This is a genomic window from Flavobacterium sp. (assembly GCF_050696275.1).
GTDB lineage: Bacteria > Bacteroidota > Bacteroidia > Flavobacteriales > Flavobacteriaceae > Flavobacterium.
This window is the reverse complement of the sequence record NZ_JBOGUT010000006.1, coordinates 40,708-56,469: the sequence shown is the minus strand read 5'-3', so window position 1 is coordinate 56,469 and position 15,762 is coordinate 40,708. Positions and strand designations below refer to the sequence as shown.

14 protein-coding genes and 1 riboswitch are annotated in these 15,762 nt (G+C 38.4%); of the genes, 3 read left to right on the top strand and 11 right to left on the bottom strand.

What is annotated here, in order from left to right; translation table 11 throughout:
- Positions 1-18 precede the first annotated feature (18 nt).
- The 9 genes from ACRDEC_RS05070 to ACRDEC_RS05030 all read right to left on the bottom strand — a co-directional run bounded on the left by ACRDEC_RS05070 (position 19) and on the right by ACRDEC_RS05030 (position 7,533).
- Positions 19-729 carry a HesA/MoeB/ThiF family protein gene (locus ACRDEC_RS05070; RefSeq protein ID WP_431497244.1) on the bottom strand — a complete coding sequence of 237 codons (711 nt, stop codon included), beginning with the start codon at positions 727-729 and terminating at the stop codon, positions 19-21.
- Positions 730-1,848, bottom strand: a complete 1,119-nt coding sequence (gene thiH, locus ACRDEC_RS05065) for a 2-iminoacetate synthase ThiH (RefSeq protein ID WP_431497243.1) — start codon at positions 1,846-1,848, stop codon at positions 730-732.
- A gap of 22 nt (positions 1,849-1,870) precedes the next feature.
- On the bottom strand, positions 1,871-2,641 hold the full coding sequence (locus ACRDEC_RS05060; RefSeq protein WP_431497242.1) for a thiazole synthase: 771 nt from the start codon (positions 2,639-2,641) through the stop codon (positions 1,871-1,873).
- Positions 2,628-3,260: a thiamine phosphate synthase gene (locus ACRDEC_RS05055; RefSeq protein ID WP_431497241.1), complete on the bottom strand. Its 633-nt coding sequence runs from the start codon at positions 3,258-3,260 to the stop codon at positions 2,628-2,630. Before ACRDEC_RS05055 ends, ACRDEC_RS05060 begins: the two co-directional genes overlap by 14 nt.
- A complete protein-coding gene (locus tag ACRDEC_RS05050) occupies positions 3,253-4,008 on the bottom strand; it encodes a hydroxymethylpyrimidine/phosphomethylpyrimidine kinase (protein ID WP_431497240.1) in 756 nt (251 codons plus the stop codon). Before ACRDEC_RS05050 ends, ACRDEC_RS05055 begins: the two co-directional genes overlap by 8 nt.
- Positions 3,975-4,589 carry a thiamine phosphate synthase gene (locus tag ACRDEC_RS05045; RefSeq protein ID WP_431497239.1) on the bottom strand — a complete coding sequence of 205 codons (615 nt, stop codon included), beginning with the start codon at positions 4,587-4,589 and terminating at the stop codon, positions 3,975-3,977. The genes ACRDEC_RS05050 and ACRDEC_RS05045 overlap by 34 nt, the downstream gene beginning before the upstream one ends.
- A gap of 10 nt (positions 4,590-4,599) precedes the next feature.
- Positions 4,600-6,423, bottom strand: a complete 1,824-nt coding sequence (thiC, locus tag ACRDEC_RS05040; RefSeq protein ID WP_431497238.1) for a phosphomethylpyrimidine synthase ThiC — start codon at positions 6,421-6,423, stop codon at positions 4,600-4,602.
- Between the two features lie 54 nt (positions 6,424-6,477).
- Positions 6,478-6,684 carry a sulfur carrier protein ThiS gene (thiS, locus tag ACRDEC_RS05035; RefSeq protein ID WP_431497237.1) on the bottom strand — a complete coding sequence of 69 codons (207 nt, stop codon included), beginning with the start codon at positions 6,682-6,684 and terminating at the stop codon, positions 6,478-6,480.
- 60 nt (positions 6,685-6,744) lie between these two features.
- Positions 6,745-6,840: riboswitch (TPP riboswitch) on the bottom strand.
- Positions 6,841-6,876: 36 nt separating this feature from the next.
- Entirely contained in the window at positions 6,877-7,533 is a 657-nt protein-coding gene (locus ACRDEC_RS05030; protein WP_431497236.1) for a queuosine precursor transporter, read from the bottom strand.
- A 185-nt stretch (positions 7,534-7,718) separates the two neighbouring features.
- On the opposite strand from ACRDEC_RS05030, the gene ACRDEC_RS05025 reads away from it, so the two are divergent.
- Positions 7,719-9,833: a M3 family metallopeptidase gene (locus ACRDEC_RS05025; protein ID WP_431497235.1), complete on the top strand. Its 2,115-nt coding sequence runs from the start codon at positions 7,719-7,721 to the stop codon at positions 9,831-9,833.
- 100 nt (positions 9,834-9,933) lie between these two features.
- Here ACRDEC_RS05025 and ACRDEC_RS05020 read toward each other — a convergent pair whose 3' ends face one another.
- On the bottom strand, positions 9,934-10,263 hold the full coding sequence (locus ACRDEC_RS05020; protein WP_431497234.1) for a YegP family protein: 330 nt from the start codon (positions 10,261-10,263) through the stop codon (positions 9,934-9,936).
- Positions 10,264-10,465: 202 nt separating this feature from the next.
- Between ACRDEC_RS05020 and ACRDEC_RS05015 the strand changes: the two genes are divergently transcribed.
- Positions 10,466-11,230, top strand: a complete 765-nt coding sequence (locus ACRDEC_RS05015; RefSeq protein WP_431497233.1) for a hypothetical protein — start codon at positions 10,466-10,468, stop codon at positions 11,228-11,230.
- A 915-nt stretch (positions 11,231-12,145) separates the two neighbouring features.
- Positions 12,146-14,668, top strand: a complete 2,523-nt coding sequence (locus ACRDEC_RS05010; protein ID WP_431497232.1) for a hypothetical protein — start codon at positions 12,146-12,148, stop codon at positions 14,666-14,668.
- Between the two features lie 177 nt (positions 14,669-14,845).
- On the opposite strand, the gene tsf is transcribed toward ACRDEC_RS05010, so the two are convergent.
- Complete coding sequence (gene tsf, locus ACRDEC_RS05005; protein WP_431497231.1) at positions 14,846-15,670, bottom strand: translation elongation factor Ts; 825 nt, start codon at positions 15,668-15,670, stop codon at positions 14,846-14,848.
- Positions 15,671-15,762: the final 92 nt, after the last annotated feature.

The following is a 15,762-nucleotide window of genomic DNA, read 5'->3' as shown; positions in this document are numbered from 1 at the left end:
AAACGCATTTTTAATTTTCTAAAATTTCAATTTTGTGAAATGCCACTTCAACGTATCAAAAATAACCAATTCGTTTTTCAAAACGGGTAATTCTATAATCAGTTTCAGTGTTTCATGCGCCATCATTGTACCTATGATTCCAGGCAGTGTTCCCATAACACCATTCAAATTACAATTGGGAACATCATCGGGATTGGGAGGTTCCGGAAATAAATCACGCAGGTTTTTAGAGCCTTTATGGTTGAAAACTGCAACATGTCCTTCAAATTTCAGTAGGCTTCCGTAAACTAAAGTTTTATTTAATCTTACACAGGTGTCATTCACCAAATAACGGGTGGTGAAATTATCGCAACCGTCTACAATTATATCAAAATCCTGCAGGATGGATGCTGCATTTTCGGAGGTTAATTTTTCTTCAAAAGCAATAAAAGTAACTAACGGATTCAGGGTCTCTAAAACCGATTTGGCTGTAACAACTTTAGCTTGTCCGACTTGATTTTCGGTATATAGGATTTGACGGTGCAGATTATGCAATTCGATGGTGTCAAAATCAACGATGCCAATAGTTCCAACTCCTGCTGTCGCGAGATATTGTAGGATAGGGCAGCCCAAACCGCCAGCGCCGATTAGTAAGGCTTTTGCTTTTTTGAGTTTTTCCTGTCCGTCTTCGCCAATTTCAGGCAGCATCATCTGACGGTTGTATCGTAAAAAATCGGGTATGGTAATCATTTAAATAGGGCTAAAAATTTTATCCCAATCTTTCCAGACAGCTTGGTAACCGGCATTTGAAATTATCGCCGAAATTTCTGATGCTGAACGTTCATCGCTGGTTTCAAATTGTTCCAATGATTCTGTGTCGACCACATAACCGCCCGGATTTGTTTTGGAACCGGCACTCATCGAAGTCACGCCAATTGGGATTATATTGTTTCTGAATTTTTCGTTTTCTCTTGTCGAGATAGATATTTCCAAGTCTTCATTCCAGATCCGATAAGCGCAAATCAGTTGCAGTAAATCAGTGTCATCCATGATAAAATTAGGTTCAATAATACCTTCAGCCGGACGTAAACGCGGAAAGGATACGGAATATTTGCTTTGCCAATAGGTTTTTTGAAGATAATCCAAATGCAATGCATTAAAAAAACTATCGGTACGCCAATCTTCCAAGCCAAGCAAAACACCCAGGCCTATTTTGTGAATTCCTGCCATTCCGACCCTGTCCGGTGTTTCCAGACGGAAATCAAAATTGGATTTTTTTCCTTTTGGATGGTATTCTTTGTACACCTCTCTATGGTAGGTTTCCTGATACACTAATACTGAATACACTCCGGCTTCGTGCAATTGTTCGTATTCTTCTGTAGAAAGTGGTTGCACTTCCACCGAAATATTGGAAAAATCATTTTTTATCTGCTGAATTGTTTTCAGAAAATAAGGAGTGTTAACGGTATAATTCGCTTCCCCAGTTACTAATAAAACATGATCAAATCCAAGTTTTTTCAGCGCTTCAGATTCTTGTGTGATTTCACCTTCGGTAAGTGTTTTTCGTTTGATTTTATTATCCAGGCTAAAGCCGCAATAGGTACAAATGTTTTGGCATTCGTTACTCAAGTACATAGGAGCATACATTTGGATGGTTTTTCCAAAGCGTTTTTTGGTCAACTGATGGCTCATTTGTGCCATTTGTTCCAGATAAGACTGTGCCGCAGGAGAAATTAAAGCCAAAAAATCATCGAGATTTCTTGCTTTTTTAGCCAAAGCTCTTTCAACTTCTGCTGGAGTTATTTGGTATATTTTGGTTTGAATAGTGTCCCAGTCATAACGCTCAAAAACCGATTTGAAAGTGCTCATTTAATTATGTTGAAATGATAGGTTACTCATATAAGAAAGCAGTTAATGGGCTCGATGCCATTGCTGTATTTGCCATGTTTGCCAATTGTGCTTCGTAGGCTTTTCTTCCTGCTATGACGGCTTCACGAAATGCTTCAGCCATTAATTTCGGATTTCCGGCTACGGCAATAGCAGTGTTTACCAAAACGGCATCGGCACCCAGTTCCATTGCTTTGGCAGCGTCTGACGGAGAACCAATTCCGGCGTCGATAATCACAGGGACTTTGCTTTGCTCGATAATAATTTCCAGAAAATCGATGGTTTTTAATCCTTTATTGCTTCCGATAGGAGATCCTAAAGGCATTACCGCGGCTGTTCCAACATCTTCCAATCGCTTGCATAAAACAGGGTCGGCGTGAATGTATGGCAAAACAATGAATCCTAATTTTGCTAATTCTTCCGTTGCTTTTAGTGTTTCTACGGCATCAGGCATCAAGTATTTCGGATCGGGATGAATTTCAAGTTTAAGCCAGTTGGTTTCCAAAGCTTCTCTTGCCAATTGTGCAGCAAAAACAGCTTCTTTTGCATTTCTTGCTCCTGATGTATTAGGTAGTAAATGAATATGAGGATGTTGCAGGTGTGACAGAATCGCATCGGTTTCGGTTTCTAAATCCACGCGTTTTAGAGCAACTGTAACTAATTCGCTTTCTGAAGCCAGAACAGCAGCCTCCATTTGCTGGTTGGAACCGAATTTCCCCGTTCCTAAAAACAATCGGGAATTAAAAACCGTATCGGCAATTTTAAATGTTGACATATAATTTTTCGTTGAGTTGAATAATCAATTCCCGTTGCTTCGGATGTGTAGTAATCAGTCCGGAAATAGCAATTCCGTGAACTCCGCAATCAATAAGGCTTTCAACATCGTCCAGCTGTATTCCGCCAATGGCATAAACAGGCAACGAGATGTTTTGCTGCTGCATTTTTTGAAGAATACTTTGGTAACCTTCCAATCCTAAAACAGGGCTCAGTCTTTCTTTGGTTTCCGTAAATCGGAACGGTCCCAATCCTATATAATCACAGTTTTGATTGGCATGTAAAATAATATCTTCAAAAGTGTTGGCCGTGCCTCCAATAATTTTGGTGCTTCCCAAAAGCATTCGGGCTTCTGCTATTTTCATATCACTAAGCCCTAAATGAACACCATCGGCAACTAATTGCTGTGCCAGATGCACATTGTCGTTGATGATGAAAGTGGCTAAATATTCTTCACAAAGTATTTTTATGGCTTCCGCCAAAGTAAACATCTCAAGGGAAGTACTGTCCTTAAACCGCAATTGAATCCAATCGCAACCGTTGTCCAATGCTTGATGGATGTTGTATAATTGTTCTTCTACGGTGTTTCCCTGAGAAACGTATTGTAATTTGTTATACATGATGATATCCTATTAAAGATGAATTAGAGTTTAAGTAATTTTCTACATATTTTTTTGCGTTTTTACAAGATGAATTTAGGTCTTGACCCAGAGCCATATTGGCTGTAATTGCAGATGATAAAACACACCCTGAACCGTGTTTCTCAAAAACGGCTTTCGAGTTGGGTTGTAATTGCAGTTTTTCATTTTTTGTATACAAATAATCAGTGCCTGGTTCTTTCGTATTGTGTCCGCCTTTAAGCAGTACAGAACAGTTTTCTGCAAAAGCCAGTGCGATTTCTTCAGCTGAATTTCCAAAAGGATTGAGCTTTAAAATTTCATTGTAATTGGGCGTAATTAAGTCTATTTCTTTTAAAATCTCAATTAAAACCAATTGATTTTCAATATTGAGAAAAGAGAATTCGGTACTTGATTTTAAAACCGTATCCCAGATAATTTTTGTGTCTGGAGAACGTTTTTTTATTTCTGACACTATATTTTTTAGATATTCCAGTGAAGGAACAATACCTATTTTAACTGCTTTTATGTTGTAACTCTTAAATAGTGTTTCTATCGAACGCAACACAAAATCCAAATCAGTCCACTGTATTTCGCGGAATTTGTTTTCTGTCTGAATTGTATTGCCTGTGTTGATGGCCAAGCCGTAAACATGGTGTTGTTCAAATGTTTTTACATCAGCCAAAACCCCTGCGCCACCGCAAGGGTCGAAACCGGCTATAGTGAGTGCGAAAGGACGGTTTGCTGACATAACTTAAAGTTTTCTATTGGATTATTACTGTTCCAGACGGTGCCCAAAAGCGCTACATTGTCAAAGCCAAAAGCAATGGCCTGCTCAATATTTTCAAATTGAATCCCGCCAAGGGCAACTAACTTTGTTTTGCGGTTTGTTCTCGATTTTATTTCCATTGAAAAATCCAGTTTGGAAGTATAGTCCTTTTTTGAAATGCTTGAAAAGACAGGGCTTAAAAACGCATATTCGAAGACGGTGTCCAAAGTGTTGAAATCTTCAATAGAATGAGTTGACGTTGATAATATCAGTTTTTTATGACTGAAAGGGTTTAAAATCCGGTTAGTGCTTGGAATTCTTTTTCCTCTGTCGCTTTCTGAAAAATGCAGGCGGTTAATTTTAAACTCATTTGCCAAGTGATGATGCTGATGTAAAACCAATCGATTCCTGAATTTTAATCCGATTTGCGATAAAAACAGTTTCAGTTCTATTTCCGGATAATCAGGCTTGCGAATATGCAGCAATGTCAGCCCTTCCGAAAAAAGGGAATGGATAATGTTGATTTCGTTTTCAACAGGAGTTGGATTGGTAATAACAATCATCAGTCTTTGTTTAGGAGTAAATTTCTTTTCCTGATTCGATAAATTCTTCTGATTTTATCTGCATGCCTTTTTCTGCTTCGGCAACATCACGAATTTCCTGAGAAATCTTCATGGAGCAGAATTTAGGGCCGCACATCGAACAGAAATGCGCCACTTTTGCGCCATTAGCCGGCAAGGTTTCATCGTGGAATTCTCTTGCGGTATCAGGATCTAAAGCTAAATTGAACTGGTCTTCCCAGCGAAATTCGAAACGGGCTTTGCTTAGGGCATTGTCTCTGTATTGGGCTCCCGGATGTCCTTTGGCTAAATCAGCTGCATGAGCCGCAATTTTATAAGTGATAACTCCGTCTTTTACGTCTTTTTTGTTGGGCAAGCCAAGATGTTCTTTTGGCGTTACATAACAAAGCATTGCACAGCCGTACCATCCAATCATGGCAGCTCCAATGGCTGAGGTAATGTGGTCGTAACCCGGAGCAATATCGGTTGTTAATGGGCCCAAAGTGTAAAAAGGAGCTTCGTCACAATGTTCCAATTGCTTTTCCATGTTTTCTTTAATCATGTGCATTGGTACGTGACCCGGTCCTTCGATAAATACCTGAACATCGTGTTTCCATGCAATTTTGGTAAGTTCCCCTAAAGTTTCCAGTTCGGCAAATTGGGCAGCATCATTAGCATCGGCAATAGAACCGGGACGCAGACCGTCTCCCAGTGAAAAAGCCACATCATACTGTTTCATTATGTCGCAAATCTCTTCAAAATGAGTGTAAAGAAAGTTTTCTTTGTGATGGAAAAGACACCATTTGGCCATAATCGAACCACCTCGGGAAACAATTCCTGTTACACGTTCAGCAGTTAAATGAATGTAACGCAATAAAACACCTGCGTGAATGGTAAAATAAGAAACACCTTGTTCAGCCTGTTCAATCAGCGTGTCACGGAAAATTTCCCAAGTTAGATCTTCTGCTATTCCCTTTACTTTTTCCAAAGCTTGGTATATAGGTACGGTTCCTATTGGTACGGGAGAATTTCGGATAATCCATTCTCTGGTTTCATGTATGTTTTTTCCGGTGGATAGATCCATAATCGTATCTGCTCCCCAGCGACAAGCCCAAACAGCTTTCTCTACTTCTTCTTCAATGCTCGACGTTATGGCACTGTTCCCGATATTGGCATTAATTTTTACCAGAAAGTTACGACCTACAATCATAGGTTCGCTTTCTGGGTGATTGATATTGTTAGGGATAATGGCACGTCCCATAGCTACTTCATTACGTACAAACTCAGGAGTTATTTTGCTTTTAGGAGTGTTGGCTCCAAAACTGTTTCCTTGATGTTGGCATTGCATTGTTTTGGCAGCACCATTCAATTGTTCAATACGCTGGTTTTCACGAATGGCAATGTATTCCATTTCAGGTGTTATGATACCTTTTTTGGCGTAATAAAGTTGTGATACATTCGCTCCTTTTTTGGCACGCATGGGTTTGTGTAAATATTCAAAGCGAAGATGATTCAGCTTTTCGTCATTCAAGCGTTTTTTCCCATACTCGGAAGTGATTTCAGTGAGCTCTTCTACATCATTACGATCCAAAATCCATTGTTCACGAATTCTAGGCAATCCTTTTCTAACGTTAATTTCAACCGCTATATCGGTGTAAGGACCGGAAGTATCATAAACGGTTACTGGTGGGTTTTTTTCGATTTTACCATTTGATAGTTTGGTATCATGCAAGGTTATTTCCCGCATAGCGACTTTTATCGGGTGTATTTCACCTTCGATATAAATCTTTTTTGAATTAGGGAAAGGGGTGGTCGAAAGAGTGTCAGATGTGCTCATTGTTGGGGTTTTTTAAGCTGAATTTTTGAGATTAAATAGTTGTGTATTCTGGAATTACCCGCCTTGTGTGGCTGAAATAATCAAGATATCGTCTGTTTCGTTGAGGTAATGCAAATTCCAATCGGATTTTGGAATTATACTTTGATTAACAGCTACGGCAATGCCGTTTTGTCTGTTGGGTATTTCCAAATCGAGTAATGCCTGAACAGTAATTCTGTCAAGTGCGAAGGGTTTAATCTGATTGTTGATTTTTAGTTCCATTCCTTATTGAATTAGTATAAATACTTTAGGAATGGCTGCAATAGGTACGGATACGTACAATGAAGTCATCTTACTTTTCCCTACGCTAGTATGAACTAGATCAGGTTCAGAGGGTAAAATCTCAGCCTGCTTTTGCAGACACCCCTAAAGTGAGACAAATGTAATAATTATTTTAAACCGGAAAGAGAATTTTTAATTTAATGTTTCCTCCTGAAGGTATTTTCCAATAAGGTAATGCCCAAGGTAAATTAGCGGAGTAAGTACGATGGCAATAATCAGTTTAAAGGAATATCCTGACATAGACATATTGAGGTATTGGCTCGTGGAGACTTTACCTGTGGCCCAAAAAGCAATCCCGGTCACAATGAAACTGTCAAACAATTGAGAAATGATTGTAGAACCTGTGCTTCGGAGCCAAATCATTTTTTTGCCTGTTTTATTTCTTAGAAACCAAAAAATGCTGACATCAATGATTTGAGAAACCAAAAAGGCAATGATACTGGCGACCATAATAAATAAACCTTGCCCAAAAACGGCAAAATACTGACCGTCGGTTACTGTTGCTGTACTTTTTATAGCAGGAATATGAACGCCCAGATAAAGAATCAGAATGCAGTATGCTATCAATCCAGCAGTAATAAATGACAGCCTTTTTACTCCTTCACGGCCAAAATGTTCGTTGATTATATCTGTCGTCAGAAAAACGATTGGCCAAGGCAAAATACCGATACTCATAATAAATGGACCAATTTGAATCAGTTTTCCTCCTGTAAGTTCCGCTACGATGGCATTGGTAATAAAAATTCCGGCCAAAATAATATAGACCGTGTCTTTTTTAGTTTTAAACATACTGGTTTGGTTTCAAAAGAATGATCTCAAATTTAAGTTAATTAAGTTGAAATAAACAATACGGGCTAATTAAATTGTATTTGTTTCCCAATTGACAGCACTGATGTTTTAAATCCGATTCGCATTTTTTGGTTATATTTGGTTGTCAAAAAAACAAACTTCTTTTGGAGGTAAAATAACTAAATATGAAAAAAATAATATCCATTTTTATTATGAGTTCAGCCTTTTTAGCCAGTAACGCGCAAACGAATTCTGAAAATCCATTGCTTAAAAAATGGTCTGGCCCCTATGGTGGCGTGCCTGCTTTCAATGAATATAAGGTTTCAGATATTAAAGCCGCTGTTGAAACATCAATTCAGGAAAAATTACAGGAAACGGATGTAATTGCTAATAATCCCAAAGCGCCAACATTTACTAATACAGTTGCTGCATTGGAACTTACAGGTAAGGCTTTTGCCAGGATCTATGCTGTTTACGGTATTTTCAGTTCTAATATGAACAGCCCTGAATTTGCGCCAATTGAAACGGAAATGAGTCCGAAAATTTCGGCACTTAACGATAAAATCTTTCAAAACAAGAAATTATTTTCCCGAATCGAAAAGATATACAACTCCCCGGAAATGAAAAAACTCAACAGCGAACAACAACGTTTGGTGTGGCTGTATTATACTAATTTCGTTAGGGAAGGAGCAAAGTTAAATGAGGTAAGCAAAGAGAAAGTGGGTAAAATCAATCAGGATTTAGCAGGTCTTTTTACAAAGTTCAGCCAAAATTTACTGGCGGAAGAACACAACCAATATGTCGAATTGACTTCGGAAAAAGACTTCGATGGTTTGCCAAACGAACTTAAGAATGCTGCTATGGCTGAAGCCAAAGAAAGAAATCTCAATGTCATGGGATGTATTGCTAACACGCGTTCGTCTATTGAACCATTCCTGACGTTCTCTAACCGCAGGGATTTAAGAGAAAAAGCATGGTCTATTTTTGTGAAACGCGGCGATAACGGCAATGCTAATGACAATAATGCAACACTTGTAGAAATTCTGAAACTTCGTACTGAAAAAGCAAAACTACTTGGTTTCCCTTCTTTTGCGCATTGGAGTTTGTCTAATACCATGGCAAAAAGCCCTGAAAAAACATTGGAGTTAATGGAATCGGTATGGAAACCGGCTGTTGAGAAAGTACACCAGGATGTAGCTGAAATGCAAAAGTTAGTGGACGCAGAAGGCGGAAATTTCAAAATTGCTCCATGGGATTACCGCTATTATGCAGAAAAGGTGCGCAAAGCCAAATACGATTTAGATCAGAACGAAGTAAAACAATACCTGCAATTGGAGAAATTGCGCGAAGGAATGTTTTGGGTTGCCGGCGAATTATTTAATTTAAGTTTCAAACAAGTGACTGATGTTCCGGTGTACCATCCTGACGTAAGAGTTTGGGAAGTGTCTAACAGGTTGTCCGGAAAACCGGTAGGGTTGTGGTATTTTGATCCTTATGCTCGTGCGGGTAAACGTTCGGGTGCTTGGATGAATTCGTATAGAGACCAGCAAAAACTCGATGGTAACGTAATTACGATTGTGTCTAATAATTGTAATTTCATCAAAGGAAATGCTAACGAACCAGTCTTGATTTCTTGGGAAGACGCCAGCACTTTGTTTCACGAGTTCGGGCACGCCTTGCACGGTTTGTGTTCTAATGTGACCTATCCGAGCTTGTCAGGAACTTCTGTAGCGAGGGATTATGTCGAATTCCCGTCCCAGATCTTAGAACGTTGGTTGCCTACGCCTGAAGTATTAAATAGATTTGCGCTTCATTACCAAACCGGAAAACCATTGCCTCAGTCTTTGGTGGAACGTATCGAAAAGGCCGCTAATTTTAACGAAGGGTTTTCTACCGTGGAAACGATTTCAAGTTCTTTAGTCGATATGAGACTGCACTTAACAACTGATGTTGTCGATCCTCATAAATTCGAAAAAGAAACGCTGGCCAAATTAAACATGCCTTCTGAAATAGTAATGCGTCACCGTATTCCGCAATTCGGGCATTTGTTTTCAAGCGATGGTTATGCCGCTGGATATTACAGTTATTTATGGGCCGATGTAATTTGTGCCGATGCCTTTGAAGCTTTCACGGAAGGCAAAGGACCGTATGATAAAGCAGTGGCCAAAAGGTTATACAGTTATGTGTTCAGTATCGGAAATACCATCGATCAGGAAAAAGCCTATAAAAAATTCAGAGGTAGAAATGCGACTTCTGATGCATTAATGCGTTCTAGAAATTTCCCGATTATTAAGAAATAAATCCGTGCTGTCGGAGATTATTTAATATTTCCAGCACAACCCAATAAAAAAACAAAAAGCGGCAAATCACTTGCCGCTTTTTTAGTATAGATACCAAAAATTAACTCAAATCTTCCACAGTCGCCTCCGGAGCATTGGTCTTTACAGATTCAATTCCGTTATCGCGGCCCGCAGCACTTTCATACATTTCACTGGTTCCTATGATTTGGCCATTTGAAGCTTTAAGATTGAAATAATACTTATCATTCGATGAGGTCTTTCTCTCAAAACGGTCATCCTCCTGCGAATTCTTCCTCACAGATTCAATTCCGTTTTCACAATTGGCTTTGGTCGAATACCCTTCGCTGGCAAGGATTGTTTGGCCATTACCCGCTTTTAAATTGAATTGGAACTCCCCGTCTTTTCTTTTGGTAATCACAAATTTCCCCATAGTTTATTAATTAAAGTTAGAAAAAAACTAATATAAAGATTTATCTGATACGTTCTACACAGCTAACAAATTTGAATGATGGTTTCTCACTAAATCTACCCAATTGCACTTCATTGTTTTTCCTAAGAATTAATTTATGTAAGAATTATAGTTCGTTTTTAATTTAAATTGCCTCATTATTAACAATTTAAAAAGTAAAAACATGAATGCAGAAGTAACAGTGCAAAGCACAAAAAAGAAAAGATCGGTAAACGAAACGGGTCACGCCAAAAACATTTTTAATTTCCAAAACCTGATTTCCTTTTGTCAAGGTTATGGATCAGCTTACAATCCTTCCAAAGAAAACCTGAAGATTATCGCATTAGTCAACCAGCATCAAAGAGCATTCGACAGATTGCATCAGGCAAAAGCAGACAAGACAAGTTTTGATCTGGCTACAAACAACAGACGCATCGAATTTGAAAACCTCAAGCCTTTATCTACCAGAATCCTGAGTGCTTTTATGGTATCCGGAGCAGATAAACTGATTATTGACGACCTTAAGGTCATAAACAGGAAAATCCAAGGGCCCATTTATAAAAAAACCAAAGACGACGCCCCTGATGATGAGGTTAGAAAGTATTCCACCTCCCAGCAATCCTATAGTCGTTTCATCGATCATTTTGCCAGCCTGCTTGAAGTGCTGGAACAGAGCCAGTCCTATCATCCTAATGAAAACGAATTGAAATTAGCCGCATTACAACTTGTGTTTGAAACCATGAAAAGAACCCATAATGACCTGACCGATGCCTATACCCAATACAGCAATGCACTCATTAGGAGGAATAGGGAATTATACGATGGAACGACAGGCTTAGTACAAACAACTAAAGAAGTCAAGCTATATGCAAAAAGTATCTTTGGAGCCAACAGTCCACAATACAGGCAAATAAGCAAAATAGTGTTTAAAATGTTTAAAGAGTTGTAGTCTGGCTCAACTGATCTTGTAAGTTTTTTATAAGATTTCGCGTCTGCAAAAGAAGATTTCGCACCTGCTTTGTAAGATGGAGCATATGCATCGTAAGATTTCGCGTCTGCAAAAGAAGATCTCGCACCTGCTTTGTAAGATGGAGCATATGCATTGTAAGATTTCGCGTCTGCAAAAGAAGATCTCGCACCTGCTTTGTAAGATGGAGCATATGCATCGTAAGATTTCGCGTCTGCAAAAGAAGATCTCGCACCTGCTTTATAAGATGGAGCATATGCATTGTAAGATTTCGCGTCTGCAAAAGAAGATCTCGCACTTGCTTTGTAAGATGGAGCATCTGCATCGTAAGATTTCGCGTCTGCGATAGAAGATTTCGCACTTGCCTTATAAGTTGTAAGACCCGCTTTATAAGTTCGAGCATCTTTGTATCAAGACCAATGAAAAGTGAAAAGAAAATAGAACAAAGAGAACAGAAGAAAGACAAAGTTTTAAGCAACTAAACACCCTTCCGAAGCAGGAATCGCCCTTAAATTAAAAGCGTAAAAAACAACGCCGAAACAAAGCGGCAGCGTTCCGCAAAGACGAGGAGGAACGACGAGCGGTTCGGGGCGCGGAGCGGCGTTTCAAGGTAGTTTTTAAGCTTTCAATTTGCAGGCTTGACTTTTTGTTTCTTTTGTGTCAAGACAAAAGAAAATAAATAATAAGGAATTAGACAAAGAAAACTTTACTGAAACCAAACTAAAACAAAAAATCCCGGAATTGCTTCTGGGATTTTTTTATGATAAGGAAAAAGAAATAGTATCCTAATGCAACTCTTCTGAAACCAGTAACAGTTATTGCGCATGCAAATAACAGTAAGAGATATCTTGATGATAATTAGCCGTTTATTTTATTACATTTGCTCAAAACATACAAATGATAAAATTACTCTACTCGTTTCTTTTTATTATTCTTGTCAGCATGACCGTAACGGCACAAGAGGTAAGCGTTGATGAGACCTTTAATCCTGATGATATTGGTTTTGAAAATGGATTCGGCCCTTCTAATGAAGCTATAAACCCAACAACTTACATACACAAAGTTGTAGTGCAGTCAGATGGCAAAATTCTAATTGGAGGAGTATTCAGGAAATATAACGGAAAACCTTGCAAATCCTTTGCCCGTCTTAATGCTGATGGGACATTCGATACCTCCTTTAACCTGGGGCCAGAAATTGCCGAAGTCAAGGCTATTATAATCCAACCGGATGGTAAAATTATCATTGGAGGGATAATTGTTAATTTCAATGGGACAAATGAAACAAGAACCGTAATCAGGCTTAACAGTGACGGTACCTTAGATACTACTTTTAATGTAACTGTTGGTCAGGAAAGCTGGATTTCCCTTAATACAGTCGCCCTGCAGCCAGATGGTAAAGTAATAATTACAAATAACTCATATCCTAATATCACCCGAGTGGATGCTAATGGAGCACTAGATACGACTTTTAACTCTGAAGGAACTAACTTTCAGATCTATGCTGTCGATTTTCAATCCAATGGGAAACTGATCATTGGAGGTTCTTTTACTGCCGTTGGAGAAGTTACAAAGTATAGGATTGCCAGGCTAAATTCAGACGGTAGTTTGGATACTGCTTTTAATTCAGGAAATGGAGCTAATGATGATGTAAGAAAAATAAAAGTCTTGTCCAATGACAAAATTTTTATACTTGGTGATTTTACCGGTTATAATAATGTTTATAAACCACTTTTGGCAAAATTAAATGCCGATGGTACTTTAGATGGGACATTCGCTTCAAGTTCTTTTCTGGATAGCACTAATAATACTGGTGTTTTATCTGGAATTACCGTTCAGCCGGATGGTAAAATACTAATCGGGGGCTTGTTTGCCAAATATGGCAGCTTAACGGCAAGCAATCTTGTGCGTTTAAACGCTGGCGGTTCCATTGACAATTCTTTCAATCGTACAGGGACTGATAGCTATGTTTATAGTTTTGCAGTACAGCCTAATACTGATATTATTATTGTCGGATTATTCGATACTCATAATAATGTAGCCAGACGCAGGATAACCCGTTCTTTTTCAAATGGAAACATCGATATGTCTTTTAATGCTGGTAGCGGGACTGATTCCAGTATTTCAACAACTAAAGTACTTCCTGATGACAAGATACTGATTGCTGGTTACTTTAGATTGTTTAACGGAGTGGTAAGAAATAGGATTGCAAAGCTCAACGCTGATGGCTCATTAGACACATCGTTTAATTCGAATTCCTTGATTAATGGAAGTATTTTTACGTTTCAGGTCCAGTCCGATGGAAAAATCATTATAAATGGTAATTTTACAACTGTTGGCGGTGTTAGCCGAAACGGTATTGCCCGTTTAAATGCAGACGGATCCTTTGATGCTTCATGGGATGTGGGTACCGGTTTTACAGGTGGCTTATCTGCAGGTCTCGCGCTGCAAGAAGACGGTAAAATAATTGTTACGGGTACTTTTACTACCTATAATGGTATTGCCCGCAACAGGATAGTTAGGCTAAATCCTGATGGTACCTTAGACAGTACCTTTGATATAGGAACAGGAGCCAATGGTGCTACTGGAAAAATTGCCATACAGCCCGATGGGAAAATTATCATTTGTGGAACATTCAGTACAATTAATGGTGTGGCAAAATACGGAATAGCAAGATTGAATGTTGACGGAAGCGTAGATACTTCTTTTTTAGTCGGTAGCGGACTCAACGCCAATGTAGATTCCCTAATAGTGCTTCCCGATGGAAAAATTCTTCTAGCTGGTCAAATGCAAACTTACAATGGTGCGTATGTAGGATCAATTTTCAGGTTGAATCCTAACGGAAGCAAGGATACTACTTTTGGAAACTTAAGCCATAATGATACTATAAATGCATTAGTTATCCAGCCGGATGGTAAGATTGTTGTGGCTGGTACAGAGACTAATGTTTTAGGTCAGTCTCAAGGATTTATAAGAAGACATAATGCAAATGGAAGTTCAGATGGTATAAATTTTAATTCCAACAATCTCCTTTTAGATGTATCTAGTGATCCTTCTTCACTAGCCTTGCAGTCGGATGGGAAAATAATAATGGCAGGCAGTTTTTACTCCTGTAATTTTACAGGAAGGAATAACATCCTTAGAATCAACAATAATAACACAACATTAAGTCTTGACGATCATTTGCTTACTGCCGAAAATGTCTTTCTTTACGAAGAAAATGGCAGTTTATATGTAGATTCCAGAGGTGAAATATTGAAATCTGTATCTGTGTATGATTTGAATGGAAAGCTTGTATACGAAGACCATAATATAACTAACGCTAAGTTTTCCATAGAAAAAATCGGGCATACTAATCAAGTACTGATTTTTAAATTCTTAGGCAAGGATGGCAAGAGTTTAAATATGAAGAGTATCTTCTAAAGTCAAATAAAAAACAGTAAGGAGGAATATGCTTGCTTTTTATTTCCGATTGATCTTTTCTGTAAAGAGTAGATTCAAGTGAAAGAATTGTTATTTTAAAAGATTGTTTTGAAGGAGCTATAAAAAAAATCCCGGATACTACTATCCGGGATTTTTTTATGTTATAGCAAAGGGATATTATCCTAAAGCAACTCTTCTGAAACCAGTAACAGTCAAACCACCGTCAACAGATTTGATATAAGCAGCAACGCTCATAGAACCGTCTTTAATATAATCTTGGTTTACCAAAGTATTGTCTTTGTAAAAACGTTGGATTTTTCCTTTAGCGATATTGTCTAACATAGCTTCTGGTTTTCCTTCCTGACGTAATTGATCTTTAGCGATTTCGATTTCTTTTTCGATGATAGAAGCATCTACTCCAGCCTCGTCTAAAGCGATTGGGTTCATAGCAGCAGCCTGCATAGAAACGTTTCTTGCTGCTTCGTCTCCACCTGCAACATTAGCAGATAAAGCAGTTAAAGTAGCGATTTTGTTTCCAGCGTGAATGTAAGAACCTACAAAAGAACCTTCTAATCTTTCAAAAGAACCGATTTCGATTTTTTCTCCGATTACTCCGGTTTGTTCAATTAATTTTTCAGCAACAGAAATTCCGTTGAAATCTGAAGCTAATAATTCGTCTTTAGAAGCATAGTTTAACGCTTGGTTAGCTAAGTCAGTAGCTAATTTTACGAAACCTTCATTTTTTCCTACGAAGTCAGTCTCACAGTTTAATGTAATAACCACACCAGCTGTTTTGTCTGCGTTAACAACAGCAATTGCAGCTCCTTCAGTAGATTCTCTATCTGAACGGTTAGCAGCTACTTTTTGTCCTTTTTTACGAAGGTTTTCAATCGCTAAATCGAAATCTCCATCAGCTTCAACTAATGCTTTTTTGCAATCCATCATACCGGCACCGGTGATGGTTCTTAATTTATTTACGTCTGCAGCAGTGATATTTGCCATTTTGTATAATTTTAAATTTTAATTCTGATTTTAAAAAAAATCCAAATCAAGTATCTCGGTATCCAAAAGTGTTAATTTTTTGGAGTAAGAAA